We start from the raw sequence: 26,209 nt of genomic DNA, 5'->3' as shown, positions 1-26,209 counted from the left end.
CCACATCTGGCATTGAAATACAAAACGCCCGATGCGGTGCATCGGGCGTTTTGAGACTGAAATGGGTGTAAACCTATTTCAGGACTAGACACTTATCCCGACCTACTTCATTCGTTGAAAAGGGCTCTGTGACGGCCATCGTGACAGATTCCCGCTATTTACAAACAGACATGAATGTAAGTATATTCCTTAGCAAGCTACTTATCCACCCGGAACAGCTTTCTTTACCCTTCCACTATTCTTGTGCGCTTTGGCGTGCCTGACCCGAGGATTTTCATGCAATTTAAGCCAGCTGTTACCGCTCTGGTTGCTGCCATCACCCTAGCTTCGCTGCTCAGCGGATGTAAGAAGGAAGAGGCGGCACCTGCCCCGCAAACCCCTCAGGTCGGCGTTGTGACGCTGAAAACGCAACCCTACACCCTGACTTCTGACCTTCCAGGTCGAACGACTTCCTTCCGCTCGGCAGAAGTTCGCCCTCAGGTGAACGGAATTATTCTGAAGCGCTACTTCAAAGAAGGCAGCGACGTCAAAGAAGGCCAGCAGCTGTATCAAATCGATCCAGCGATCTACCAAAGCAACGTGTTGAGCGCCAAGGCCACACTGCAATCGGCCAAATCTCTGGCTGATCGCTACAAGCAACTGGTCGCAGAGCAAGCCGTAAGCCGTCAGGAATACGACAACGCCGAAGCAGCCCGCCTTGAAGCTGAAGCCGCACTGAATACCGCTCAGGTCAACTTGCGCTACACCAAGGTTCTGGCACCGCTGACGGGCCGCATTGGCCGCTCACTGTTCACTGAGGGTGCACTGGTGACCAGTGGTCAAGCCAACGCACTGGCTGTGATCACTCAATTGGACCCTATCTACGTTGATGTGACTCAGTCTTCGGTCGAAATGCTCGAATTGCGTCGCGACCTGGCCAGTGGTCGTTTGAAGAAAGCGGGCGACAACGCCGCCAAGGTCAAGCTGACACTGCCGGATGGCAGCGAGTACCCACAAGAGGGCCGCCTGGAGTTCTCAGAAGTCTCGGTTGACGAAACCACCGGCTCCGTCACGCTGCGCGCGGTGTTCCCAAACCCGGATGACACGCTGCTGCCAGGCATGTTTGTTCACGCGCAACTGGAAGCCGGTATCGACGCCAATGCGATCCTTGCCCCGCAAATTGGCGTGACGCACAACCTAAAGGGCCAACCGACCGCACTGATCGTTGGACCAGACAACAAGGTTGAACTGCGCGTGCTGCAAGCTTCGCGCACCGTGGGCAGCGACTGGCTGGTAGAAAAAGGCCTGAATGCAGGTGACCGCGTGATTGTTGACGGTCTGCAGTTCATCAAGCCAGGCATGGAAGTCAAGGTTACTGAGTCCAGCAAAACCGCAGGCGCATCCCCGGCAGCCCCGGCAACAGATAAAGCTACGGGCAGCAAAGGGGAGTAAACCATGTCGAAATTTTTTATCGACCGTCCGATTTTCGCTTGGGTAATTGCCCTGGTGATCATGCTGGTCGGGGCACTATCGATCCTCAAACTGCCGATCAACCAATATCCCAGCATCGCGCCTCCGGCCATTTCGATCTCCGTGACCTACCCGGGCGCTTCGGCGCAAACCGTGCAGGACACCGTGGTTCAAGTGATCGAGCAACAGCTCAACGGTATTGACCATCTGCGTTATGTGTCTTCGGAAAGTAACTCCGACGGCAGCATGACCATTACCGCTACGTTCGACCAGGGCACCGACCCTGACACCGCTCAGGTTCAGGTGCAGAACAAGCTCAACCTGGCCACCCCGCTGCTGCCCCAGGAAGTTCAGCAGCAAGGTATCCGTGTTACCAAGGCAGTGAAAAACTTCCTGATGGTCATTGGCGTGGTGTCGGTAGACGGCAGCATGAACAAGGACGACTTGTCGAACTACATCGTCTCGAACATGCAAGACCCGATCTCCCGTACCGAAGGTGTGGGTGACTTCCAGGTGTTCGGCGCTCAATACGCCATGCGTATCTGGCTCGACCCTGCCAAGTTGAACAAGTACAACCTGACCCCGGTAGACGTCAAGGCGGCTATTTCTGCACAGAACGTACAGGTGTCCTCCGGGCAACTGGGCGGCCTGCCAGCGGTTAAAGGTCAGGAGCTGAACGCAACCATCATCGGCAAAACCCGTTTGCAAACCGCCGAGCAGTTCAAAAAGATCCTGCTCAAGGTCAACACCGACGGTTCGCAAGTGCGTCTGCACGATGTCGCTGACGTAGCCCTGGGCGGTGAAAACTACAGCATTAGCGCCCAGTTCAACGGCAAGCCGTCTTCGGGCCTAGCAATCAAGCTCGCGCCGGGTTCCAACGCTCTGGACACAGCCAAGGCGCTGCGCAAGACCATCAGCGACCTCGAACCGTTCTTCCCGCCGGGCATGGAAGTTGTTTACCCGTATGACACCACTCCCGTGGTTTCCGCATCGATCAAAGGCGTTGTTGAAACCTTGGTTGAAGCCGTTGTACTGGTGTTCCTGGTGATGTTCCTGTTCCTGCAAAACTTCCGCGCCACCATCATCACCACGATGACGGTACCGGTCGTACTGTTAGGTACATTCGGGATTCTGGCCGCTGCGGGCTTCAGCATTAACACCCTGACCATGTTCGGTATGGTGCTGGCCATCGGCTTGCTGGTGGACGATGCCATCGTTGTGGTGGAAAACGTTGAAAGGGTAATGGCCGAAGAAGGATTGCCGCCCAAGGAAGCCACCAAGAAATCCATGGAACAGATCCAGGGTGCTCTGGTCGGTATTGCCTTGGTACTGTCAGCAGTTCTGCTGCCAATGGCCTTCTTCAGCGGCTCCACCGGTGTGATCTACAAACAGTTCTCGATCACCATTGTTTCGGCGATGGCCCTGTCGGTGCTGGTTGCCCTGATCTTCACCCCGGCCTTGTGCGCCACCATGCTCAAGCCGATCAAAAAGGGTGATCACGGCGAAAACAAACGTGGTTTCTTTGGCTGGTTCAACCGTACCTTTGACAGTGGCGTGAAGCGCTATGAGAAAGGTGTCGGCAGTATTCTGCGTCACAAGGCCCCCTACTTTCTGGCCTACGTATTGATCGTAGTCGGCATGGTGTTCCTGTTTACTCGTATTCCTACCTCCTTCCTGCCGGAAGAAGACCAGGGCGTACTGTTTGCGCAGGTACAAACGCCTGCCGGTACAACGGCTGAGCGCACGCAACTGGTCATCGACCGCATGCGTGAATACCTGCTCAAAGATGAGTCGGCGGCCGTATCGTCGGTGTTCACCGTAAACGGCTTTAACTTTGCCGGTCGCGGTCAAAGTTCGGGCTTGGCCTTCATCATGCTCAAACCGTGGGGCGAGCGTGATGCCGACAACAGCGTCTTTGCGCTGGCGGCACGGGCTCAAGCGCACTTCTCAACGTTCCGCGATGCAATGGTGTTCGCTTTCGCGCCACCCGCCGTTATGGAGTTGGGTAACGCGACAGGCTTCGACGTTTATCTGCAAGACCGTTCCGGTATTGGCCACGAAAAATTGATGGAAGCGCGCAACCAGTTCCTTGGAATGGCCGCTAAAAGCAAGATTCTGGCGGGTGTGCGTCCTAACGGCTTGAATGATGAGCCGCAGTACCAACTGGAAATTGACGACGAGGCCGTTCGTACCTTGGGCGTTGATCTGTCAGACGTTAACAACACCCTGTCTATCGGCCTGGGTGCCAGCTACGTCAACGACTTCATCGACCACGGTCGGGTTAAAAAGGTTTACCTGCAAGGCGAAGCTGACTCGCGGATGAACCCAGAAGACCTGAAAAAATGGTACGTGCGCAACGCTGATGGAACCATGGTGCCATTCTCGGCTTTCGCCAAAGGCAAGTGGATCTATGGGCCACCCAAGCTGGCGCGTTATAACGGTGTTGAAGCAATGGAAATCCTCGGCGCCCCGGCACCGGGATACAGCAGCGGTGAAGCCATGGCCGAAGTTGAAGCCATCGCCAAGAAGCTGCCAGCGGGTGTAGGTATGTCCTGGACCGGCCTGTCGTACGAGGAACGTCTGTCAGGTTCGCAAGCACCTGCGCTGTATGCAATCTCGTTGCTGATGGTGTTCTTGTGCCTTGCCGCCTTGTATGAAAGCTGGTCGATCCCGATTGCGGTGATGCTGGTGGTGCCCCTGGGGATTATTGGTGCGTTGCTGGCAACCAGCTTGCGCGGCTTGTCCAACGACGTGTACTTCCAGGTGGGCTTGCTCACAACCATCGGTCTGGCATCGAAAAACGCCATTCTGATCGTCGAGTTTGCCAAAGAGCTGCATGAACAAGGACGAACGCTGACCGAGGCCGCGATTGAAGCGTGCCGCATGCGTCTGCGTCCGATCATCATGACCTCGCTGGCATTCGTGCTGGGTGTGATCCCGCTGGCTATCTCCTCGGGCGCAGGTTCAGGCAGCCAGCACGCTATCGGTACTGGCGTAATCGGCGGCATGATCACCGCGACCGTATTGGCTGTATTCTGGGTCCCGCTGTTCTTTGTGGCTGTCTCCTCGTTCGGCAGTAAAAAAGACAACGAACAGAAGGTCGACCTGACTAAAACTCCAAACCAAGAGGCTGGCCAATGAGCAAGTCGCTTCTCGCAGTCGCCGTCGCAGCGTTTACGCTGAGCGGCTGCTCGCTGATCCCGGACTACCAGCGCCCTGAAGCGCCGGTAGCCGCGCAATACCCGCAAGGCCCGGCCTACTCGGCAAACGAAGCACCGAACCAGGCTGCAGCAGAACAAGGCTGGCGTCAGTTTTTCCATGACCCTGCTCTGCAACAGCTGATCCAGACGGCGCTGGTCAACAACCGCGACCTTAGGGTCGCGGCCCTGAACATCGACGCCTACGCGGCTCAGTACCGCATCCAGCGTGCCGATCTGTTCCCGGCTGTCAGCGCCAATGCCAGCGGCAGCCGCCAACGCACCCCGGCACGGGTATCGCAAACCGGCGAATCCGCCATTTCTAGCTCATACACCGCAACGCTGGGCGTGAGCGCATATGAACTGGACTTGTTCGGCCGTGTTCGCAGCCTGAGCGAGCAAGCGCTGCAAAACTACTTTGCAACCGAAGAAGCGCGCCGCGCCACTCAGATCAGCCTGGTGGCCAGCGTCGCGAATGCCTACCTGACCTGGCAGGCAGACAAAGAGCTGCTAAAGCTCACGCAAGACACCCTCAAAGCATTCAACGAGAGCTACAAGCTGACCTTGCGCAGCAATGAGGTGGGTGTTGCCTCGGCGCTTGACGTGAGCCAGTCGCGCACCTCAGTGGAAAACGCCAAGGTTCAGTTGGCCAAGTACACTCGTCAGGTGGCTCAGGACCAAAACAGCCTGGCCCTGCTGCTCGGCACCACCATCCCGGACAATCTGCCAGCCAGCCAACCGCTGTCGGCCGATCTGTTGAACAAAGTGCCAGCCGGCTTGCCGTCTGACTTGCTGCAACGTCGCCCGGATATTCTCCAGGCCGAGCATCAGTTGCTGGCAGCCAACGCCAACATTGGAGCTGCACGCGCTGCGTTCTTCCCAAGCATCAGCCTGACCGCCAATGCCGGAACCTTGAGCCCGGATCTCTCGGGTCTGTTCAAGGGCGGTTCGGGCACTTGGCTGTTCTCGCCGCAGATCAACCTGCCGATCTTCAACGCAGGTTCTTTGCGCGCAAGCCTGGACTACTCGAAAATCCAGAAAGAGATCACCGTTTCTCAATACGAGAAGGCGATCCAGACGGCATTCCAGGAAGTCTCGGACGGGCTGGCCGCACGTGAAACCTACAACGAGCAGTTGCAGGCACAAACCGATTTCGTTAACGCCAACCAGGACTACTACCGTCTGGCCGAACGTCGCTATCGGATTGGCATCGACAGCAACCTGACCTTCCTCGACGCTCAACGCTCGCTGTTCAGTGCACAGCAATCGTTGATCACCGACCGCCTGTCGCAGTTGACCAGCGAAGTCACGCTGTACAAGGCGCTGGGGGGTGGCTGGTACGAACAGACCGGTCAAAACCGGCCTATTTCGGACACACCGCCAAAGGCATGATGAAAGACCGCTAAAACAAAAAACCCGCCAATTGGCGGGTTTTTTGTAGCCAGGTCTGGCGCACCAGGCCAGATTTAATTGGACTGTACAGGCTGTAACCAATCACCAGGCACAATCCCCAGTGTGTCCCATATCCCCGGGAATTCACTTCTCTGAAGTACCTGCAAGTCACCTGCCTGGGCAACCTGTTGGATATACGCCACCATCGAACGGGTTCCATCAATCAATGTGTTCAGAATGTCGGGCGCTTGGGACACCAGGTCCTTTGCCTCCTCCTCAGCGTGGGAGCGGAACTTGAGTACCGCTTTGTCAGGTGCTAGCCAATACCCGGCACTCGCCCTCACAGCCAGGTCCTGATTGATCATCCGGGCCAGATAAGCGGGAGCAAAAAAATGACTGTACAACGCGCGTTCGCCGGACTCGAATGCCATCCTGCTGGCGCCCTCCATGTCTGATGTACAGTAAGACCCGCGCAATCTCAGTGCTGGATCAGCGTTCAAATGCCCCTTTTCATTGAATTCAATGCCCTCAGCCTGCGCAAAGCTCACAGGACGCGAGATGCGGTAATGATTCAATCGAGAGTCAAAAACAATGTAGCCACCTAACAGGGTGCCCCCCTCCACATCTATCGAACCAGATAGAGCAATTGCAGCTTCGTCAGCACTTCGAAAGTATTCGGGCAGGAAATTCAAAACAGCATCATTCAACATCGCGGCTCATCCTTGAAATCATTCTTAACCTGATCAACCCCACCGTCTGGAGCTCAGGTGCCGGGAGATAGTCCAAGAATACGAAGGATGAAATGCGTTACATACATAGGACCATCACAGGACAATATCTGATAAGGGCCTACAAGCCGAACGTTGAAAGCAGTCCCGCCATGGCTGTCAAACCCGCGACTCAACCCCCAACTCATCCCACACCGATTCAGCCAGGTGGAACGTTGCATTGGCCGCCGGAATGCCGCAATAGATCGCACTCTGCATCAGCACTTCTTTGATTTCTGCCCGGCTAACTCCGTTATTGGCCGCAGCCCGCAGGTGCAATTTAAGCTCTTCACTACGGTTCATGCCGATCAGCATCGCAATGGTAATCAGGCTGCGGGTATGACGTGGCAAACCAGGGCGAGTCCAGATATCACCCCACGCATGACGGGTAATCATTTCCTGAAATTCACTGTTGAACTCGGTCAGCGCATTCAGACTGCGATCAACGTGTGCATCGCCCAGTACGGCGCGGCGTACACCCATGCCTTCGTCGTAACGTTGTTTCTCGTCCATAAAACGCTCCCTAAACCGACTTTTCAGCTAACAAGAATTCCAGCACTCGCTGGCTGAACGCATCGCCCGCCTGCACGTTGGACAGGTGCGCGGCATAAAACTCGGCGTATTCGGCGCCTGCCACGTGTTCTTGAATGAAATGGCTACCCGAAGGTGGCGTCACCGCGTCTTGTGTGCCGGCAATGACCAGTGTCGGCACATGAATTGCGCCAAGCTGATCACGGAAATCAGCATCGCGCACCGCCGCGCAGTTGGCTGCATAACCTTGAGGTGACGTGGCCGCCAGCATGTCCGTGATGCGTTTGGCCTGCGCTGGGTTGGCCTCGGCGTAATCAGGGGTAAACCAACGGGCTATGGAAGCGTCGCGCAAGCCAGCCATGGCCGCCGCGCCATCGCGCAGTACCATTTCAATGCGCGGGTCCCAGATCGAAGCCTCACCGATTTTGGCTGAGGTGTTGCACACCACCAGCTTATGCAGGCGTGAACCGGCATTAATGCCCAGCCACTGACCAATCAGACCACCCATCGACAGGCCGCAAAAATGCGCGCGCTCAATGTTCAGCGCGTCCAACAGCGACAGCACATCAGCGCCTAACTGCTCAATGCTGTACGGCCCTTGCGTAACCAGGGACTGACCATGGCCACGGGTGTCGTAACGCAGCACCTGAAAATGTTCAGTGAATGCCGGAATCTGCGACTCCCACATGCCCAGGTCAGTGCCCAGCGAGTTAGATAACACCAGCACAGGCGCACCTTGCGGGCCGTCGAGTTGGTAGTTGAGTTCACCTTCAGCGAGTTGTACACGTCCCACGAATGTCTCCTTTTTATAATGCCAACGCCAAATGTTCAGCCCGTGCACGCTCGACCCATGTCGTCGCCTGCCCCAGGTAATGAGCGGGATCGAGCAAGCGATCCAGTTCGTCCGCCGAGAGTTGGGCGGTAATCTCGGGCTCATCGCCCAACACGGCACGCAAATGCCTGTGTTCAGCCACGGCCCGTTTGCAACATTGCTCCAACAGATGGTGCGCGGTTTCCCGACCGACACGTTGAGCCAGCACACTGCTCACGGCTTCAGCGAGCACCAGGCCATGGGTCAGGTCGAGGTTTTGCGCCATGCGCCGCTCATCCACTTCAAGCCCTTGAGAAATGTTCAGTGCCTGTACCAAAGCCCCGGAGACCAGGCAGCAGATCTCGGGAAGGGTCTCCCACTCGGCGTGCCACAAACCCAGGCTACGCTCGTGCTCTTGAGGCATGGCACTGAACAATGTGCTCAATAAGCCCGGCACCCGTGTCGCCGCACTGATTAACACTGCTGAACCCACAGGATTGCGCTTGTGCGGCATGGTCGAGGAACCGCCCTTGCCCGGTGCCGAAGGTTCAAAGACTTCCGCCGCTTCGGTCTGCATCAACAAGCTGATGTCACGGCCCATTTTGCCGAGACTGCCGGCAATCAACCCGAGTACCGAACCAAACTCCACTAAACGATCACGCTGGGTGTGCCATGGCTGATCGGGCAGACTCAAACGCAACTCAGCCGCCAGGGCATGCGCGACAGGCAATGCTTGATCACCCAAAGCGGCCAAGGTACCCGAGGCGCCTCCAAATTGCAGACTCAACAACCGTGGCCTTAACTCGCGAAGTCGCTGACGACTCCGGCTGACAGCGCCCAGCCAACCGGCAATTTTCATCCCCAAGGTGACTGGCGTAGCCTGCTGCAACCAGGTTCTACCTGCCAAAGGGGTGGCGGCATACCGCTGTGCCTGCTGTGCCAGCACATCGCCCAACTGCTGCAAATCACGCTCGATCAGCACCAGCGCAGCACGCAGTTGCAGCACCAGCCCAGTGTCCATGACGTCTTGGCTAGTGGCGCCCAAGTGCACATAGCGTTCAGCTTGCGGGGTGACGCTGGCGATCTGTTTGCCGAGCGCTTTAACCAGCGGGATGGCTGAGTTGCCAGCGCTGGCAATCGCCAGCCCCAAAGTTTCAAAGTCATAGTGTTCGGCGCGACAGGCCGCTTCAATCGGTGCAACTGCTGACGACGGGATCAGCCCCACCCGAGCTTGAGCCCGGGCCAGAGCAGCTTCAAAGTCGAGCATGGCCTGAACCCGGCCATGATCACAAAACACTTCGCCCATGGCCTTGCCCGTGAAATAGGCATCAAACAGCTGGTTACTCATAAAGCATCCTTTGCTGACGCGCGCCACAGTTGGGCGCGCGCGATGGCATCACAGATCGTGATGCAAGTATTTGGGTTGTTTCGGTAAGCGGAAACTGAACAGGAAAGCGATGGCCATCATGACCGTCACATACCAATAGAAGGTGTTTTCCATGCCCATCGACTTAAGGCCCAAGGCCACATATTCCGCCGAACCGCCGAAAATCGCGTTGGCCACCGCATAGGCCAGGCCTACACCCAGCGCCCGTACCTGCGGCGGGAACATTTCAGCCTTCACCAGTCCGCTGATGGAGGTGTAGAAGCTAACGATCGCCAACGCCAGCGTGATCAGGACAAACGCCAGAAACGGGCTGGTGATGGTTTTCAGGCTCAGCAGAATCGGTACCGTGCATAAGGTGCCCAAGCCACCGAACCAGAGCATCGAGTTACGACGCCCAATCTTGTCAGCGAGCATGCCAAACACCGGCTGCATGCACATATAAAGGAAAAGCGCGCCAGTCATGATGTAACTGGAGGTCTTGGCGTGCATGCCTGCGGTGTTCACCAGGTACTTCTGCATATAGGTGGTAAACGTGTAGAAAATCAGCGAGCCGCCCGCGGTATAACCCAGCACGGTAATGAACGCCGCCTTGTGGTCACGGAACAACGCCGCGATGCTGCCGGCGTCTTTGTCTTGTCGGGTTTCAGCGCTGGTGGTTTCTTTGAGGGTGCGACGCAGTAACAGCGAAATAACCGCAGCAATTGCACCGATCACGAACGGGATGCGCCAGCCCCAGGCCCGCAGTTCATCTTCTGACAAAAACTGCTGAAGAATCACCACCACCAAAACTGCCAGCAGTTGCCCGCCGATCAGGGTCACGTATTGGAAAGACGCGAAGAAACCACGCTGCCCCTTGAGGGCAACCTCACTCATGTAAGTGGCTGTGGTCCCATATTCACCGCCGACTGAAAGCCCCTGAAACAACCGCGCCAGCAGCAGCAACGCCGGAGCCCAGGCGCCAATCGAGGCGTAGGTGGGGAGAAAGGCGATCACCAATGATCCGGCGCACATCATCATCACCGAGATCATCATTGAGTTCTTGCGGCCGTGCTTGTCGGCCACCCGACCAAACAACCAGCCACCGATAGGACGCATCAGAAAGCCTGCCGCAAACACCCCGGCCGTGTTCAGCAACTGTACCGTGGGGTCATCGGAAGGGAAGAAAGCAGGCGCAAAGTAGATCGCGCAAAAGGCGTAAACGTAGAAATCGAACCATTCGACCAAGTTGCCGGAAGACGCACCGACAATCGCAAAAATCCTTTTTCTACGTTCCTCTCCTGTGTAGTGAGTTTCTGTTGTCATGACTTTTTTAGACTCATCTGGGTTAGTTACTTTTAGACATAGCTTGTAACAAGTAACACTGCAACCAATAAGAGCCGGGCGACTGAATCATCAATCGCCCGATGTTGCGCCTATCGTCAGCGATCAGACTCGTTCAATCGCTAACGCCAGCCCCTGACCGACACCCACGCACATAGTAGCCAAGCCTTTTTTGCCGCCCGTTTTTTCCAACTGATGCAACGCGGTCATCACCAAACGAGCGCCGCTCATGCCCAGCGGATGCCCCAGCGCAATCGCGCCACCATTCGGGTTAACCTGTGGCGCGTCGTCCGCCAGCCCCAGTTCGCGCAACACCGCCAAACCTTGGCTGGCAAATGCTTCGTTGAGTTCGATCACGTCAAAGTCGTTGATTGCCAGCCCCAGACGCTCGACCAGTTTGCGCACCGCTGGCACCGGGCCAATGCCCATCACCCGTGGGGCAACCCCGGCGCTGGCCATGCCCAACACGCGAGCGCGAGCCGTCAACCCGTGACGTTTGACCGCGTCGGCAGAGGCCAGAATCAGCGCAGCGGCACCGTCATTTACCCCTGACGCATTACCCGCGGTGACCGTTTTGTCCGGGCCATTCACGGGCTTGAGTTTGCTCAGGGTTTCGAGGCTGGTGTCCGCACGTGGATGTTCATCGTGCTCAACCACCGTTTCGCCTTTTTTATGGGCAATACGCACCGCCACGATCTCTTCAGCAAAGTAACCCGCAGCCTGGGCCGCCGCCGTGCGCTGCTGGCTACGCAGGGCAAAGGCGTCTTGATCGGCGCGGGAAATCTGATAATCATCGGCCACGTTGTCGGCGGTTTGCGGCATCGCATCAACGCCGTATTGAGCCTTCATCAACGGGTTGATAAAACGCCAGCCAATGGTCGTGTCTTCCAGCTTCATGTTGCGTGAAAACGCCGCATCGGCTTTGCCCATCACGAACGGGGCACGTGACATCGACTCAACACCACCGGCAATCGCCAGTTCCATTTCACCACTGGCGATCGCACGGAATGCCGTACCAATGGCGTCCATGCCCGAAGCACAGAGACGATTGAGCGTCACACCAGGAATGGTGTCTGGCAGCCCGGCCAGCAATGCGGCCATGCGCGCTACGTTACGGTTGTCTTCGCCCGCCTGGTTGGCGCAGCCGAAGAATACTTCGTCGACTTCGTCCCACTTCACATCGGGATTGCGCGCCATCAGCGCCTTGATCGGAGTGGCTGCCAGGTCATCGGCACGCACCGCCGCCAAACCACCGCCAAAACGGCCAATCGGGGTGCGAATTGCGTCACAGATAAAGACTTCACGCATCACGCTTCTCCTGGTGCCTGACCATGGGCCAGCGCGGTGCGGGCTTCCAGTTCACGCAAGGCCGTCAATTCGACGTCGGTCGGTTCAGCGGTCAGTTCTACGTTATCGGCAAAACGAATGGCCCAGCCGGTTGCAGCAATGACTTGCTCGCGGGTAACGCCAGGGTGCAGGGCGGTGACCACAAATTCGTTGGTTTGCGCTTCAGGCTCCATGATGCACAGGTCAGTGATGATACCCACGGGACCCGCGCCCGGCAGGCCCAGACGCTTGCGCGAGTCGCCGCCTTCGCCGTGGCCAACGGAGGTAATAAAGTCGAGTTTGTCGACAAACGAACGAGCCGATTGCTTGAGGATAATCAGCACGCTTTTGGCTGACCCGGCGATCTCCGGCGCGCCACCCGCCCCCGGCAGGCGGACTTTTGGATGGTGGTAATCACCGACCACGGTGGTGTTGATATTGCCGAAACGGTCCACCTGAGCAGCGCCCAGGAAGCCAACATCAACCCGGCCACCTTGCAGCCAGTAACGGAAGATCTCGCTGGTAGACACCACGGTGTCCGCGGTTTCGGCCAGTTCGCCATCACCAATCGACAGCGGCAACACATTGGGCTTGGCACCAATCGGGCCCGATTCATAGATCAACACTACATCCGGGGACGAGGTCAGGCGTGCCAGGTTGGCCGCTTTGGATGGCAGGCCGATGCCGACAAAACACACCGAGCCGTTTTTCAAACGACGGGCGGCGGCAACGGTCATCATTTCATTGGTGGAGTAAGCCATTATTTTGCCTCCGAAGCGCGGGCCAGCTTGGCCTGGAACTCGCTGAAATTTGCAGTGCCATGGATGTATTCGTTGATCCAGGCGGTAAAGGTTTCACGGTCGCGGGCAATCGGATCCCACGCCTGATAGAAAGGGTTATCACGCTCGGTGTAACCATGAGCGTAGGACGGATGCGCACCGCCCGGAACGTGGCACACGGCGCTCAAGGCCCAGGTCGGCAGCACGCAGGCATTCATCGGCGCTTGCAAGTCATCCACGATCTCTTCAACCGTCACGATGCAGCGCTTGGCCGCCAAGGCGGCTTCTTTTTGAACGCCCAGAATGCCCCACAGCAGCACGTTACCTTTGCGATCAGCCTTTTGTGCATGAATCACGGTCACATCCGGGCGTACCGACGGCACCGCCGCCAGCACTTCGCCAGTAAACGGACAGGTGACGGTTTTAATCAGCGGGTTAACCTTTGGCAGGTCAGAACCGGCGTAGGCACGCAGTACTGCGAACGGCAGGCCCGAAGCGCCCGCAACGTAGGCATTGGCCAAGTCGGCGTGGCTGTGCTCTTCGATTTCCAGAGGCTGCGGCCACTGCTTTTCGACGGCATCGCGCAAGCGGTGCAGCGAACCCACGCCAGGGTTGCCGCCCCAGGAGAAAATCAACTTTCGTGCACAACCGGCGCCGATCAACTGGTCGTAGATCAAGTCAGGGGTCATACGAACCAGAGTCAGGTCTTTCTTGCCCTGACGAATGATTTCATGTCCTGCCGCGGTCGGAATCAAGTGAGTGAAACCTTCGAGAGCGACGGTGTCGCCATCGTTCACAAAATGTTTCACGGCGTCGTGTAACGAAATGATTTCTGCCATGAGGGGTAGCTCCCGTTTCTTGTTGGCCACTGAAGAAAAAACGGTGCGTCAGAACCGCACCGAACTGTCAGCAGATTAAGCCGCTACCCCTAGCGCAAACAATCCGATAATCGACTATGTGTTCGGTAATCGAACAAATAGTTAGCAAGCTACCAGAACCCCTGAAACCACTGCCGCGCGCAGCGATAAAGACCAAAGGATCTTCGCAGCTCATCTCAAAAGTGGGCCGCTGCGCAGCCCTCGCAGCCTGCGGCAGCGGCTACACAGCTTACGTAAACAGTTGCGCACTCAGCTCACGACTGGCGTTGAGCATGATCGGCAGAAAGCGCTGCTCCAACTCGGTACGTGTGACCCGCCCAGCGTGAGTACTGACGTTCAAGGCCGCCAATACCTGGCCCGAAGCGTCGTACACCGGCACCGCAATTGAACGCAGGCCTTGTTCCAACTCTTGATCGACCACGCACCAGCCTTGCTCGCGCACTTGCTGCAAGCACTCAAGCAACGCTTCGGGGGTATGCAGCGTGCGACTGGTTTTGGCCTGGAATTCTGCATGGGCCAAGTATTCGTTTAAGGTCACATCGTCCAGCGCAGCCAATAAAATGCGCCCCATCGACGTGCAATATGCCGGCAAGCGCCCTCCCACAGACAGGTCTACCGAAATCAGACGCTGAGTAGTCGCCGAACGAGCGATGTACAGAATGTCATCACCTTCCAGAGTCGCCATGTTGCACGCTTCGTGCAATTGCTCGCTCATACGGTCCAGATAGGGCTGGGCCGATACCGCCAGTGGCGTCGATGACAAGTAGGCATGGCCCAGCGTCAGCACTTTGGGCAATAACGAATAGGTGCGGCCATCGGTGGTGGCGTAACCGAGCTTGATCAGCGTGTACAAACAGCGACGCACGGCAGCCCGAGGGATTTCAGTGCGGTGGCTGATCTGCGCAATGGTCAAATGCCGCTTGCGCTCCTGAAACGCCTGCACCACCGCCAGGCCGCGGGCCAGCGACGCCATAAAATCAGGGTCACCGGTAAACGCCTGAATGCGTTTGGCAGGCGACGCAACAATCGGTGGCGCGATGCCCGTCACCGTATTGCGCAATTGATCACTCATACCCAGTCCCCTGCCTTATCTATTTATTGTTATTACACACCCGCCCCGACAGCAGTACACGCTGGGCAGCTGCAACACTGGGCGATTATCGAACCGATGACCGATAATCGCAATCTCGGCAAGCATTACATCGACCTCAACGACAGGCAATAACGCCACCCTGCCCCCTCACGCCGGGAAATGTTCAATTGGCGTCTTTTGCAACTGTGGTCAACACTGGCATTCGAAGTGTTATTAAAAACTCCCTGTCAGCCTGCTCGAGAGCAAACAGACCGTCATTGATAGGAAAGATCTGCATTATATGCGTCATGAATTAAGCCGACTCAGTTGAGTGCATAACTTGGCAGTGCAATTACGTGCACCGTTGTACTAATACATGCGGCGCGCGACGCATTCTGTTCGCTTACTGAACAGCTTTAACAAAACGAGCACTTGGAAGTTGACGCGCCCAAAGCGCTTCGGCGATAGTAGACGCCTTACTCAAGCCCTTGTGGCCCGTAAGTAATTTAATGCACGAGGGCAGTACTCTGCCGTTTTGGATCCAGTCTGTCGATAGCGTTCAATAGGCTGTGGCGATTAACTTCCAAGTGCCGACTGCATTGCCCTCCCCTTGGGGGTGAACACTTAACTGCCGCGACACACATGCGTTAATTAATGACGCGATGGTGCTCACAGAGTGATTTATTCAACCTTGACGTTGCTTATCGGCATCCCCATAAAGCGAACTCAGCGTCAAATAAATCAACCTCTCGTGCAGAGGGGTTCACCGGGTTTAATTTCTACTCATTTAGGTAACACTGTGACGAAAGACGAACTGCGCGCAGAACTTGAGCGTCAGGAACAACGTTACAAGGATGTTTACGGCGGCGAAGTGACCACTTACGCCGCTCAGCCGGAGCCAGAGCGTAAACCTTGGCGCAAACGTGCCAGCTTGCTTGATCAGGCTTTTTCTCAAGAAATTCAAAAAATTGAAAAAGAACTCAAGGTCGAAGAACCCTGAGCATCTGAATCAAAAAAACTGAAAAGACCGTCGGCTACGGAGGCTGCCCCTGCACCATTGGCATGAGAGGCTCTTGCTGTTTGCTTCGCCAAAGGTCCGGTCGTCCCCGACAGATCACCTGATTAGAGAAATTTCATACGCTAAAATCAGGCTACGGCCACATCCCTCCAGAACGCTCATAGCCTTTGTTATCAGCGGGTTGGAGAGGACTTATGGCATCTGAAAACAGACATGTCTTACCGTTTTTTTCATTTATAGATGTTACCAACGAGCAGCTAGTGCATCGATTACCAAGGTTTTCTGGCATAATCCGGCCCCCTTTATGACCGTGTCAGAAAACCTTCATGATCGATCTATTAAGCGGATTGGATGCCTGGGTTCTTATCAGCCTCTTCTTCGCCCTAGCCTTTGTTCTCGCCTTCGAGTTCATCAATGGCTTTCATGACACCGCGAATGCGGTAGCGACTGTCATCTACACCAAAGCCATGCCGCCTCACCTGGCGGTGTTCTTTTCTGGTGTGTTCAACTTTCTCGGCGTTTTGCTGGGCGGGGTCGGGGTGGCATACGCCATCGTTCACCTGCTACCGGTAGAGCTTCTAGTCAATGTGAACACCGGACATGGCCTGGCCATGGTGTTCTCGTTGCTGGCAGCTGCCATCACCTGGAACCTGGGCACCTGGTACTTCGGGATTCCAGCCTCCAGCTCGCACACCCTGATCGGTTCGATCCTGGGTGTCGGCCTGGCCAATGCCTTGATCAACGGGATTCCGGTGAGCGAAGGTGTTAACTGGCAAAAGGCTATTGATATCGGTGCTTCGCTGGTGTTCTCACCTATCGCCGGTTTCGTGATTGCAGGCCTTATGCTGGTCGGCCTCAAGTGGTGGCGTCCCGAGTCCAAAATGCACAAGACGCCAGAACAGCGCCGCAAATTGGACGACAAAAAGCATCCGCCGTTCTGGAACCGTCTGGTATTGGTGATTTCCGCCATGACCGTGAGCTTCGTTCACGGCTCCAATGACGGCCAGAAAGGCATTGGCCTGATCATGCTGGTGCTGATCGGCATCGTGCCGAGCGCCTTCGTTCTGGACCTCAACAGCACCACTTACCAGATCGAACGGACTCGTGATGCTACCTTGCACTTGAGCCAGTTCTACCAGCGTAACAACGCCAGTCTGAGCGAGTTCCTGGCGCTGGGTAAAAGCGTGAAAGACGACCTGCCCGGCAAGTTCAGCTGCAACCCGCAACAAACCGAGCCCACCATTGATGCGCTGCTCAGCTCGCTCAAAGGCGTTGCGAATTACCAATCGCTGCCGGCTGAAAAGCGTATCGAGATTCGTCGTTACCTGCTTTGTCTGGACGACACCGCGAAACAAGTCAGCAAATTGCCAGTACTCGACGTCCGTGAAAAAGCCGACCTCGAAAAACTGCGTAAAGACCTGACCGCCACCACCGAATACGCCCCGTTCTGGGTGATTCTGGCGGTCGCTCTGGCCCTGGGCCTGGGCACCATGGTTGGCTGGAAGCGTGTGGTTAAAACCATTGGCGAGAAGATCGGCAAACAAGGCATGACCTATGCCCAAGGCATGGCGGCTCAAATCACCACCACCATTGCTATTGGCCTGGCGAACGTCTTTGCGCTGCCGGTCTCGACAACCCACATCCTGTCCTCGGGCGTGGCCGGCACCATGGTCGCCAACAAGAGCGGCCTGCAAGGTAACACCATCAAGACCATCCTGATGGCTTGGGTGCTGACCTTGCCTGCGACCATCGCCCTGTCCGCGGGTCTGTTCTGGCTGGCTTCCAAAGCCCTCGCCTGATAACAGCAGCTGATAAAAAGGTACGCCCCTGACGGGTCGTACCTTTTTTTATGCCCAAACTGCGGCAGCGGCTACACCAAGCAGGCATCGTCAATGATTGTGCGAACACAAAAAACACACGCAAAAAAATAGGCGACCGAAGTCGCCCAAAATGCCTTGCGTGCTCGTGTTCCAGTAAGACCCGGCGCTACTTGTTGCGCTTCTGGGAGTCTTTCCAGATAAAAATGCCCAGACCGGCGAAAAACAACACCATGAGACCGACTGTAACTACCCCGGCGATCACCACATTATCGAGAAACATGACGGCCTCCTGCGCGTGTCTGTTTGTGTGTTGAAGCTAGATTAACCAGACGCACAGGCGCATAACTTGACCGGGATCAATAGTGATCGCGGCCAGGCCAGGCTTGAAGGAGAAAGTTGATTCAGGTCAGGTAAACGCTACAACTCAGCGCTTTTTAGGCTTCTTTTTCGGCTTTTTCTTGGCACTGACCAACGGCATGGCTTGCTCAAAAGCCTGTCGCACCTCGTTCAGGCGCTTTTCATTCAGGTCATGCACGCGCTTGGCGCGCTCTGCACCCAAATCAACCAACTTGCTGTCTTGGCTCATATAAACATCAGGTCACTGTCAGGGGATGGGCCAATAATGCGTCGGGTCAGCTCAACAGGCCAGAAAAAATCGAGTCACACCTTTATATCCACCCACAACCCCTGGCGCGGCGCCTCATCAATTAACCCATCACTCACCAGGTCAACCGTCGGCGCGTCATCCGGCTGCACATCCTGCGCCTCACGCTGGCGCTGCTGTTGCTGACGCTGTTGCTCTTCGCGCAATAACAGCGTGGCCTGGTCGGCATCATGCTGCTTCAAATTGACGGTGCTGTCGCCCGAACTGGATTGCGCAGGCACCACCGCCGGAATTTCCGGGCGCGGGCGTACCGGGTCTTGCTGCGAGGTCACAGGTACAACACTCAGCGGTAGAATCGGCGGCAGCATCGTCATGCACTCCTGTTCAGCGTATCTACGAAAAGCCCCTGGGTTGAACCACTCATCGAAAAGCCCCCACCGCTTGCTTTGTGCTGATTAGCTTTTTGTGAGAGTCCTTTGGACTGAGGCCTCTGCTGCGTTAATATACTCGGCTTTTTCAAAGCGGGAGTCAGGCAGCATGGCGCAGCAGTATCAACCGGGGCAACGCTGGATTAGTGACAGCGAAGCTGAGCTAGGCTTAGGCACCGTTCTGGCACAGGACGGTCGCTTGCTGACTGTGCTCTATCCGGCCACTGGCGAAACCCGCCAATATTCGCTGCGCAACGCACCACTGACGCGCGTACGCTTTTCGCCAGGCGACACCATCATCCACTTCGAAGGTTGGAAGATGACTGTTCGCGAAGTCGATGACGCTGACGGACTGATGATTTACCACGGTTTTAACGAGCAAAACGAGCTCGTGACCCTGCCGGAAACCCAGCTGTCGAACTTCATCCAGTTCCGCCTGGCCAGTGACCGCCTGTTCGCCGGGCAAATCGACCCACTGTCGTGGTTCTCGCTGCGCTATCACACCCTTGAACATACTAGCCGTCAGTTGCAATCGCCGCTGTGGGGCTTGGGTGGCGTGCGTGCGCAACCGATCGCCCACCAATTGCACATTGCCCGTGAAGTGGCCGACCGCATCGCCCCGCGCGTTTTGCTGGCGGACGAAGTGGGCTTGGGTAAAACCATTGAAGCGGGCCTGGTGATTCACCGCCAATTGCTCAGTGGTCGTGCCAGCCGCGTGCTGATCGTGGTGCCAGAAAACCTGCAGCACCAATGGCTGGTCGAAATGCGTCGCCGCTTCAACCTTGAAGTGGCACTGTTTGACGAAGAACGTTTTATTGAAAGCGACGCCAGCAACCCGTTTGAAGATTGCCAGTTGGCACTGGTTGCCCTGGAATGGCTGGTCGACGACCCGAAAGCGCAAGAAGCCCTGTTCGGCGCTGACTGGGATCTGCTGGTGGTCGACGAAGCGCACCACTTGGTATGGCACGAAGATCAGGTCAGCCCTGAATACGGTCTGGTTGAACAACTGGCCGGCGTGATTCCCGGTGTACTGCTGCTCACCGCAACCCCGGAGCAATTGGGTCAGGATAGCCACTTCGCACGTTTGCGCCTGCTTGATCCAAACCGTTTCCACGATCTGGCCGCTTTCCGTGCCGAGAGCGAGAACTACCGCCCGGTGGCTCAGGCCGTACAGGAACTGCTGGATAAAGGTCGCCTGTCCCCTGAAGCGAATACAACCATTCACAACTTCCTTGGCGCTGAGGGCGATACGTTGCTCGCCGCCGTCAACGAAGGCGACAGCGAAGCCAGCGCTCGCCTGGTCCGTGAATTGCTCGACCGTCACGGCACCGGCCGCGTGCTGTTTCGCAACACTCGCGCCGCGATTCAGGGTTTCCCGGAGCGCAAGCTGCATGCCTACCCGCTGCCGTGCCCGGACGAATACCTCGAACTGCCACTGGGCGAACACGCGGAGCTGTACCCGGAAGTCAGCTTCCAGGCACAGCCGGATGCCAGCGAAGAAGAGCGCTGGTGGCGCTTTGACCCGCGTGTAGAGTGGCTCACCGACACCCTGAAAATGCTCAAGCGCACCAAGGTTCTGGTGATCTGTGCCCACGCTGAAACCGCCATGGACCTGGAAGACGCCCTGCGCGTGCGTTCAGGTATTCCTGCAACGGTTTTCCACGAAGGCATGAACATTCTTGAGCGCGACCGCGCAGCTGCCTACTTCGCGGATGAAGAGTTCGGCGCACAAGTGCTGATCTGCTCGGAAATCGGCAGTGAGGGACGCAACTTCCAGTTCGCTCATCACCTGGTGCTGTTCGATCTGCCGTCGCACCCGGACCTGCTGGAACAGCGCATCGGGCGTCTGGACCGGATCGGCCAGAAGCACATCATTGAACTGCACGTGCCGTACCTGGAAACCAGCCCGCAAGAGCGCCTGTTCCACTGGTATCACGAAGCGCTGAACGCGTTCCTCAATACCTGCCCTACCGGCAACGCCCTGCAACACCAGTTCGGCCCACGCCTGCTGCCGTTGCTCGAAGGCACCGACGATGACGAGTGGCAAGCGCTGATCAACGAAGCCCGCGCTGAGCGTGAGCGTCTTGAGCAAGAATTGCACACCGGTCGCGACCGTCTGCTGGAGCTCAACTCCGGCGGCGCTGGCGAAGGTGAAGCCCTGGTAGAAGCGATTCTGGAGCAAGACGATCAGTTCACCCTGCCGATCTACATGGAAACCCTGTTCAACGCCTTTGGCATCGACAGTGAAGACCATTCGGAAAACGCACTGATCCTCAAACCGAGCGAGAAAATGCTCGACGCCAGCTTCCCGCTGGGCGACGACGAAGGTGTGACCATCACCTACGACCGCAATCAGGCGTTGTCACGCGAAGACATGCAGTTCATCACCTGGGAACACCCAATGGTGCAGGGCGGCATGGACTTGGTGCTCTCGGGGTCGATGGGTAACACCGCCGTTGCACTGATTAAAAACAAGGCGCTAAAGCCTGGAACCGTATTGCTCGAACTGATTTACGTCAGCGAAGTGGTCGCTCCGCGCTCGTTGCAACTGGGCCGCTATCTGCCGCCTGCTGCGCTGCGCTGCTTGCTCGATGCCAACGGCAACGATCTGTCCTCGCGCGTAGCGTTCGACACCCTGAATGAACAATTGGAAAGCGTGCCTCGCGCCAGCGCCAACAAGTTCGTACAGGCCCAGCGCGACAACCTGACGCCGAAAATCAACGCCGGTGAAGCCAAGATCGCTCCGCGTCACGCTGAACGTGTGGCCGAAGCTCAACGCCGCCTGGCGGCCGATACCGAAGAAGAGCTCGCTCGTCTGACCGCACTGCAAGCGGTCAACCCGACCGTGCGTGACAGCGAACTGGTTGCCCTGCGCAAACAGCGTGAACAAGGCCTGGCCATGCTGGAAAAAGCCGCCCTGCGTCTCGAAGCCATTCGCGTACTGGTCGCAGGCTAACGATTTGTGAGGGCCGGTTTGCCTGCGATGCGGGCAAACCCAGGCCCACTGTGGGAGCTTGGCTCCCACAGACATTTCGCGCCTAAAATCAAGATTCGAGATAAAACTAATCGTTTTAATAACAAAATGATTAGCATCATAAAGCCATCACCCTTCTCAGCTCTATCCCACCCTCTACACTGAAATCGAGCCAGCCCTCGGGCGCTGGCAAACGAGGACTCGGTGCCGAGGCGTGCAATGGATTGGTTGAACTGGCAGTTTCTCAACGCACACGCTGAACACACACAACAACTGATCAGCAGCAGCCATAACCTGTACCTGGTTTTTATTGCCTGGCTGGTAGCCTGCGCAGCTAGCCTGGCTGCGTTGCACATGGTTGAGCGCGCCGCTAATGCCGAAAAACCGGCGGCTAAAACGGTCTGGCGCTGGCTCGGTGCAAGCTGCCTCGCGGTCGGGATCTGGGCCATGCACTTCATTAGCATGCTGGCGTTTGAGTCCTCGCTCATGGTCCATTACGACCTGGGCATTACCATCGGCTCACTGGCCATCATCTGGATCGCCGCCCTTATGGCCATGCAGATGCTCAATCGCCTCACATTCTCGCGCGCTCATTTACTGCTGGCAGCGTTGATTTTTGGCATGGGCATCGGGGGCATGCACTACACCGGCATGTCAGCCATGCACTCCAACAGCCTTAAGCATTACCACGCCACTCCGGTTGCGCTGTCATTATTATTGGCCGTCGGCGCCAGCTATTGGTCCTTGCAAATGGCCATAGCGCTGCGCTCAACCCAAGGCCTGTTTCATCATTTTTTAAAGTACGCCATCAGCATCACGGCAGGCTCAGCCCTCCTCAGCGTGCACTTTATCGGCATGTGGGCACAGCACACCTTCGCGCCCACCGGCGACTCCAGCCAGGCGCATATTGAAACCAACCATTGGCAACTGGCGCTGATGGTTGCCGTGATGACCTTGTTGCTGATTGGCAGCAGCATCAGCGCAGCCTTGGTTGACAAAAAACTGCAGCAAAAGGAAAACGACCTGATACGGGTCAACGCACTGCTCAGCCAACTGGATGCAGCCCGCATGTCGTTGCAGCAAGTGGCGCACTACGACCCGTTGACCAACCTGATAAACCGGCGCGGGTTTACCCAGATTTTTGCCGAAAAACTCACTGATTGCGCAACAAGAGGCAGCAAGCTGGCGGTGATGTTTCTCGATATTGATCACTTCAAACGCATCAATGACAGCCTGGGCCACGACGCTGGAGACGAGTTGCTCAAAGCCATCGCCAGCCTGATAACAAGCGCCGCTCGCAGCTATGAGGACGTAGTCGCACGCTTTGGTGGTGATGAGTTTTGCATTTTGATCAACATCAATGAACGCGATGAAGCCCAAAGCATGGCCAAGCGCATCATGCAGACGCTCAAAGAGCCCATTGAGCTGGCAGGACGGCGCATGGTGATGACCACCAGCATAGGTATCAGCGTGTTTCCGGACGACGGTACCACTAGCACTGAACTGCTCAAACACGCAGACCTGGCGCTTTACCAATCCAAAGGCAATGGCCGTAACAGCCTGAACTTCTTCAGCCCGAACCTGACAACCCGCGCTTCTCTGGAACTGCAAATAGAAGAAGAACTGCGTCATGCGCTGAGTGAAGACACCGGATTGTTGCTGCACTACCAACCCATTTTTGACCTCAAACATGGACGCGTCGCCAAGCTGGAAGCCTTGGTACGCTGGGATCACCCCAAACATGGCCTGCTCGCCCCCGATCGCTTTATCAGCATCGCTGAAGCCAACGGCCTGATTGCCGAACTGGACAGCTGGGTACTGCGCAAGGCCTGCCTAGACTTAGCGGCGCTTACCCGATTGGGCTGGCAACAGCTTGGGGTTACAGTCAATTGCTCGGCGCTGAATCTGGTACGAGTAGAACTGGCTGACGAAATTGAAAGTGCGCTGTACACGTCCGGGATCGCCCCGCACCGCCTGGAACTGGAGGTCACAGAAAACGCGCTGATGGGTAACATCAGCAGCACCTCGGCGCTGTTGCGCCAAATTCGCGCACTGGGCGTGTCTTTGTCGATTGACGATTTCGGCACCGGATACTCATCCCTGGCCTATTTAAAACGCTTGCCACTCAATACCTTGAAAATTGATCGCTCATTTATTCAAGACATTCCAACCTCCAGTCAGGACATGGAGATCGTGCAAGCTATCATCGTGATGGCCCACACTCTGCACCTGCAAGTTGTCAGCGAAGGGGTCGAGACCGCCCGACAATTTGAGCTTTTAAGCCATTACGGATGCGACTTTATCCAAGGGTTTTTGTTGAGTCGCCCCGTGCCTTTCGAGGCACTGCATAGGCTGCTTGAACAACTGAGTAACCCCCCCTACCCAGCCACAGGCTATGCCACCGTGCAGCTCTCCCAACAATAACGCCGCCGTCACTGCCAGGATCAATTGGCAGGCAAAAAAAACCACAGCATCGACTGTGGCGTTTCTTCACGGCAGGTGGCCACTATTTTGACACTAGTTACTGGCCTACACACTTTCCGAGCGAAACCTCAGGGTAAAAACGCTCGAATTTGGTGCGCTAAATTATTTACGCGCCCTTTCCTGGACCATTACCCAAGGTGATACCACCACAGCCCACAGCTCAGGGTCTCGTTCAAGAACGTCTAGCGCCTGCTGTTCAGTCATCTTTCCAAACACCCCGCGGGCCATCCAGGCACTCACTTTGTCTGCCTCATCCTGAGTCACCGCCAGTGCGGCATCGATCAAGTCCAGTTCGGGGCCGACCCACAACAATTCGCCTTTGGCGAAGAACGGCTGCAACACCTTCCACTCGATTGTTGAAGTCTCGCCAAGCAGCTTGGCATAGAGGGTGCTAGGTTCTTGATTCATGGGATTCACCAGGTAAAAAAATCGGCGCAATGATAACGCCGCACACCCGGTAGAAAAACCCGAATTAAGGTGGAGGAACGAGGGGAAGAGCAAAAGGCCAAGGACGGAAAAGCTGAACTGGCAACATTCTGATAAAGATCAGCCACATAATCCGCCGCCATTCTGTCTCTTTCTTTCGTTTAAGCGACATTCCCTGTTTTTTCCCCTGGCAGCCCGCTATTCAAGCGCTAAACCGGCGCTCTACACTGTACCGGTACAGTTGCAAGGGGGATTGATCGGGAATTTCGCTCAGAAAAAACCCGGTCCGGCTGCCTTGGCTTCCAGGACTATAAAAAATACAACAGAAGAGTGGAGCACCAATAAAGATGGCTAAGAAGCAGATTACTAGACTATTTGCCGCTATGGTTTTGGCCGGGGTTGCCAGCCATTCGTTTGCCGCAGACACCATCAAGATCGGTATTGCAGGTCCGAAAACCGGGCCAGTGACTCAGTACGGCGACATGCAGTTCATAGGCGCCAAACAAGCCATCAAAGACATCAACGCCAAAGGCGGCGTTGACGGCAAGATGCTAGAAGCCAAAGAGTACGACGACGCTTGCGACCCAAAACAAGCCGTCGCTGTGGCCAACAAAGTGGTCAATGATGGCGTCAAGTTTGTTGTAGGTCACCTGTGCTCCAGCTCCACTCAGCCTGCTTCGGATATCTACGAAGACGAAGGCATCATCATGATCACCCCGGCTGCCACCAGCCCGGAGATCACTTCCCGTGGTTACAAGCTGATCTTCCGCACCATTGGCCTGGACAGCGCCCAAGGCCCGGCAGCGGGTAACTACATTGCCAAATTCGTTAAGCCGAAAATCGTCGCGGTACTGCACGACAAACAGCAGTACGGCGAAGGCATTGCCACCGCAGTCAAGCAAACCCTTGAGAAAGACGGCGTCAAAGTTGCAGTCTTTGAAGGCATCAATGCCGGCGACAAAGACTTTGCTTCCATTATTGGCAAGCTCAAACAAGCCAACGTCGACTTCGTTTACTACGGTGGCTACCACCCAGAGCTGGGCTTGATCCTGCGTCAAGCCAAAGAAAAAGGCCTGAACGCCAAGTTCATGGGCCCTGAAGGTGTGGGCAACGACTCCATCTCGCAAATTGCCCAGGACGCTTCCGAAGGCCTGCTGGTTACCCTGCCTAAATCCTTCGACACCGACCCGGCCAACAAAGCCATTACTGACGCAATCAAAGCCGATGGCAAAGACCCAAGCGGCCCGTTCGTGTTCCCGGCTTACTCCGCTGTTGAGCTGATTGCCGAAGGCATCAAGTCTGCCAAAAGCGAAGACCCAACCAAAGTCGCCGAAGCTATCCATGCCGGTACGTTCAAAACCCCAACTGGCGAACTGAGCTACGACGCCAAAGGTGACCTGAAAGACTTCAAATTCGTGGTCTACGAATGGCACTTCGGCAAGCCTAAAACAGAAGTAAGCCCTCAATAAGGGTCGGTTCTTGATCTGACTACAAAGCCCACTGCGTAAGCGGTGGGCTTTGTTTTACGGGCCTTTGGCCCACAGAA

Annotated in this window: 21 protein-coding genes; 8 read left to right on the top strand and 13 right to left on the bottom strand. The window is 56.3% G+C overall.

What is annotated here, in order from left to right; genetic code table 11:
* The first annotated feature begins 276 nt into the window (after positions 1 to 276).
* Genes ACIQYF_RS21680 through adeC form a run of 3 tightly spaced genes read left to right on the top strand, consistent with a single transcriptional unit; the run spans position 277 to position 6,038 of the window.
* Complete coding sequence (locus ACIQYF_RS21680; RefSeq protein WP_402865903.1) at positions 277 to 1,431, top strand: efflux RND transporter periplasmic adaptor subunit; 1,155 nt, start codon at positions 277 to 279, stop codon at positions 1,429 to 1,431.
* A gap of 3 nt (positions 1,432 to 1,434) precedes the next feature.
* Positions 1,435 to 4,590, top strand: a complete 3,156-nt coding sequence (locus tag ACIQYF_RS21675; protein WP_402865901.1) for an efflux RND transporter permease subunit — start codon at positions 1,435 to 1,437, stop codon at positions 4,588 to 4,590.
* Positions 4,587 to 6,038: an AdeC/AdeK/OprM family multidrug efflux complex outer membrane factor gene (adeC, locus tag ACIQYF_RS21670; protein WP_402865899.1), complete on the top strand. Its 1,452-nt coding sequence runs from the start codon at positions 4,587 to 4,589 to the stop codon at positions 6,036 to 6,038. Before ACIQYF_RS21675 ends, adeC begins: the two co-directional genes overlap by 4 nt.
* Before the next feature lie 74 nt (positions 6,039 to 6,112).
* Here the strand turns inward: adeC and ACIQYF_RS21665 are convergent, their stop codons facing one another.
* From ACIQYF_RS21665 to pcaR, 9 genes are all read right to left on the bottom strand, one after another.
* Positions 6,113 to 6,748 (bottom strand): hypothetical protein, encoded by a 636-nt coding sequence (locus ACIQYF_RS21665; protein WP_402865897.1) that lies wholly within the window; start codon positions 6,746 to 6,748, stop codon positions 6,113 to 6,115.
* Between the two features lie 177 nt (positions 6,749 to 6,925).
* Entirely contained in the window at positions 6,926 to 7,318 is a 393-nt protein-coding gene (pcaC, locus tag ACIQYF_RS21660; protein WP_402865895.1) for a 4-carboxymuconolactone decarboxylase, read from the bottom strand.
* Between the two features lie 10 nt (positions 7,319 to 7,328).
* Positions 7,329 to 8,129 (bottom strand): 3-oxoadipate enol-lactonase, encoded by an 801-nt coding sequence (gene pcaD / locus ACIQYF_RS21655; RefSeq protein ID WP_402865893.1) that lies wholly within the window; start codon positions 8,127 to 8,129, stop codon positions 7,329 to 7,331.
* A 13-nt stretch (positions 8,130 to 8,142) separates the two neighbouring features.
* On the bottom strand, positions 8,143 to 9,495 hold the full coding sequence (locus tag ACIQYF_RS21650; RefSeq protein ID WP_402865891.1) for a 3-carboxy-cis,cis-muconate cycloisomerase: 1,353 nt from the start codon (positions 9,493 to 9,495) through the stop codon (positions 8,143 to 8,145).
* 48 nt (positions 9,496 to 9,543) lie between these two features.
* Complete coding sequence (locus ACIQYF_RS21645; RefSeq protein ID WP_402865889.1) at positions 9,544 to 10,836, bottom strand: MFS family transporter; 1,293 nt, start codon at positions 10,834 to 10,836, stop codon at positions 9,544 to 9,546.
* Between the two features lie 123 nt (positions 10,837 to 10,959).
* Positions 10,960 to 12,165 carry a 3-oxoadipyl-CoA thiolase gene (pcaF, locus tag ACIQYF_RS21640; protein ID WP_402865887.1) on the bottom strand — a complete coding sequence of 402 codons (1,206 nt, stop codon included), beginning with the start codon at positions 12,163 to 12,165 and terminating at the stop codon, positions 10,960 to 10,962.
* Positions 12,162 to 12,944, bottom strand: a complete 783-nt coding sequence (locus ACIQYF_RS21635) for a CoA-transferase subunit beta (protein ID WP_402865913.1) — start codon at positions 12,942 to 12,944, stop codon at positions 12,162 to 12,164. The genes pcaF and ACIQYF_RS21635 overlap by 4 nt, the downstream gene beginning before the upstream one ends.
* Complete coding sequence (locus ACIQYF_RS21630; RefSeq protein ID WP_402865885.1) at positions 12,941 to 13,798, bottom strand: CoA transferase subunit A; 858 nt, start codon at positions 13,796 to 13,798, stop codon at positions 12,941 to 12,943. Before ACIQYF_RS21630 ends, ACIQYF_RS21635 begins: the two co-directional genes overlap by 4 nt.
* Positions 13,799 to 14,066: 268 nt before the next feature.
* On the bottom strand, positions 14,067 to 14,909 hold the full coding sequence (gene pcaR, locus ACIQYF_RS21625) for a pca regulon transcriptional regulator PcaR (protein ID WP_402865883.1): 843 nt from the start codon (positions 14,907 to 14,909) through the stop codon (positions 14,067 to 14,069).
* Between the two features lie 799 nt (positions 14,910 to 15,708).
* Here pcaR and ACIQYF_RS21620 point away from each other — a divergent pair.
* Together ACIQYF_RS21620 and ACIQYF_RS21615 are read left to right on the top strand one after the other, a co-directional pair.
* On the top strand, positions 15,709 to 15,909 hold the full coding sequence (locus ACIQYF_RS21620) for a hypothetical protein (protein WP_402865911.1): 201 nt from the start codon (positions 15,709 to 15,711) through the stop codon (positions 15,907 to 15,909).
* A 344-nt stretch (positions 15,910 to 16,253) separates the two neighbouring features.
* The gene (locus tag ACIQYF_RS21615) at positions 16,254 to 17,726 is read left to right on the top strand and encodes an inorganic phosphate transporter (RefSeq protein WP_402865881.1); all 1,473 of its coding nucleotides are present in this window, start codon (positions 16,254 to 16,256) and stop codon (positions 17,724 to 17,726) included.
* A 187-nt stretch (positions 17,727 to 17,913) separates the two neighbouring features.
* On the opposite strand, the gene ccoM is transcribed toward ACIQYF_RS21615, so the two are convergent.
* The 3 genes from ccoM to ACIQYF_RS21600 form a co-directional block, all read right to left on the bottom strand.
* Positions 17,914 to 18,027 (bottom strand): cytochrome c oxidase subunit CcoM, encoded by a 114-nt coding sequence (gene ccoM, locus ACIQYF_RS21610; protein ID WP_322238534.1) that lies wholly within the window; start codon positions 18,025 to 18,027, stop codon positions 17,914 to 17,916.
* Between the two features lie 144 nt (positions 18,028 to 18,171).
* Entirely contained in the window at positions 18,172 to 18,333 is a 162-nt protein-coding gene (locus ACIQYF_RS21605; RefSeq protein WP_402865878.1) for a hypothetical protein, read from the bottom strand.
* A gap of 74 nt (positions 18,334 to 18,407) precedes the next feature.
* Complete coding sequence (locus ACIQYF_RS21600) at positions 18,408 to 18,719, bottom strand: aspartate-semialdehyde dehydrogenase (RefSeq protein ID WP_402865876.1); 312 nt, start codon at positions 18,717 to 18,719, stop codon at positions 18,408 to 18,410.
* Between the two features lie 169 nt (positions 18,720 to 18,888).
* On the opposite strand from ACIQYF_RS21600, the gene rapA reads away from it, so the two are divergent.
* Both rapA and ACIQYF_RS21590 read left to right on the top strand, forming a co-directional pair.
* Positions 18,889 to 21,735, top strand: coding sequence for an RNA polymerase-associated protein RapA (gene rapA / locus ACIQYF_RS21595; protein ID WP_402865874.1), 2,847 nt, complete (start codon positions 18,889 to 18,891; stop codon positions 21,733 to 21,735).
* A 237-nt stretch (positions 21,736 to 21,972) separates the two neighbouring features.
* Complete coding sequence (locus tag ACIQYF_RS21590; protein WP_402865872.1) at positions 21,973 to 24,177, top strand: putative bifunctional diguanylate cyclase/phosphodiesterase; 2,205 nt, start codon at positions 21,973 to 21,975, stop codon at positions 24,175 to 24,177.
* Positions 24,178 to 24,339: 162 nt separating this feature from the next.
* Here ACIQYF_RS21590 and ACIQYF_RS21585 read toward each other — a convergent pair whose 3' ends face one another.
* On the bottom strand, positions 24,340 to 24,645 hold the full coding sequence (locus ACIQYF_RS21585; protein WP_402865870.1) for a DUF2288 domain-containing protein: 306 nt from the start codon (positions 24,643 to 24,645) through the stop codon (positions 24,340 to 24,342).
* A 359-nt stretch (positions 24,646 to 25,004) separates the two neighbouring features.
* Between ACIQYF_RS21585 and ACIQYF_RS21580 the strand changes: the two genes are divergently transcribed.
* On the top strand, positions 25,005 to 26,132 hold the full coding sequence (locus ACIQYF_RS21580; protein ID WP_402865909.1) for a branched-chain amino acid ABC transporter substrate-binding protein: 1,128 nt from the start codon (positions 25,005 to 25,007) through the stop codon (positions 26,130 to 26,132).
* The last annotated feature ends 77 nt before the right edge of the window (positions 26,133 to 26,209 follow it).

This window comes from Pseudomonas sp. NPDC096917 (assembly GCF_044762555.1).
Taxonomy (GTDB): Bacteria; Pseudomonadota; Gammaproteobacteria; order Pseudomonadales; family Pseudomonadaceae; genus Aquipseudomonas.
This window is presented reverse-complemented; position numbering and strand designations above follow the sequence as displayed.

Coding starts and splice junctions, on each gene's coding strand:
- ACIQYF_RS21680 (WP_402865903.1), top strand. CDS start 277: ATGCAATTTAAGCCAGCTGTTACCGCTCTGGTTGCTGCCATCACCCTA.
- ACIQYF_RS21675 (WP_402865901.1), top strand. CDS start 1,435: ATGTCGAAATTTTTTATCGACCGTCCGATTTTCGCTTGGGTAATTGCC.
- adeC (WP_402865899.1), top strand. CDS start 4,587: ATGAGCAAGTCGCTTCTCGCAGTCGCCGTCGCAGCGTTTACGCTGAGC.
- ACIQYF_RS21665 (WP_402865897.1), bottom strand. CDS start 6,748: ATGTTGAATGATGCTGTTTTGAATTTCCTGCCCGAATACTTTCGAAGT.
- pcaC (WP_402865895.1), bottom strand. CDS start 7,318: ATGGACGAGAAACAACGTTACGACGAAGGCATGGGTGTACGCCGCGCC.
- ACIQYF_RS21650 (WP_402865891.1), bottom strand. CDS start 9,495: ATGAGTAACCAGCTGTTTGATGCCTATTTCACGGGCAAGGCCATGGGC.
- ACIQYF_RS21645 (WP_402865889.1), bottom strand. CDS start 10,836: ATGACAACAGAAACTCACTACACAGGAGAGGAACGTAGAAAAAGGATT.
- ACIQYF_RS21630 (WP_402865885.1), bottom strand. CDS start 13,798: ATGGCAGAAATCATTTCGTTACACGACGCCGTGAAACATTTTGTGAAC.
- pcaR (WP_402865883.1), bottom strand. CDS start 14,909: ATGAGTGATCAATTGCGCAATACGGTGACGGGCATCGCGCCACCGATT.
- ACIQYF_RS21615 (WP_402865881.1), top strand. CDS start 16,254: ATGATCGATCTATTAAGCGGATTGGATGCCTGGGTTCTTATCAGCCTC.
- ccoM (WP_322238534.1), bottom strand. CDS start 18,027: ATGTTTCTCGATAATGTGGTGATCGCCGGGGTAGTTACAGTCGGTCTC.
- ACIQYF_RS21605 (WP_402865878.1), bottom strand. CDS start 18,333: ATGAGCCAAGACAGCAAGTTGGTTGATTTGGGTGCAGAGCGCGCCAAG.
- ACIQYF_RS21600 (WP_402865876.1), bottom strand. CDS start 18,719: ATGCTGCCGCCGATTCTACCGCTGAGTGTTGTACCTGTGACCTCGCAG.
- rapA (WP_402865874.1), top strand. CDS start 18,889: ATGGCGCAGCAGTATCAACCGGGGCAACGCTGGATTAGTGACAGCGAA.
- ACIQYF_RS21590 (WP_402865872.1), top strand. CDS start 21,973: ATGGATTGGTTGAACTGGCAGTTTCTCAACGCACACGCTGAACACACA.
- ACIQYF_RS21585 (WP_402865870.1), bottom strand. CDS start 24,645: ATGAATCAAGAACCTAGCACCCTCTATGCCAAGCTGCTTGGCGAGACT.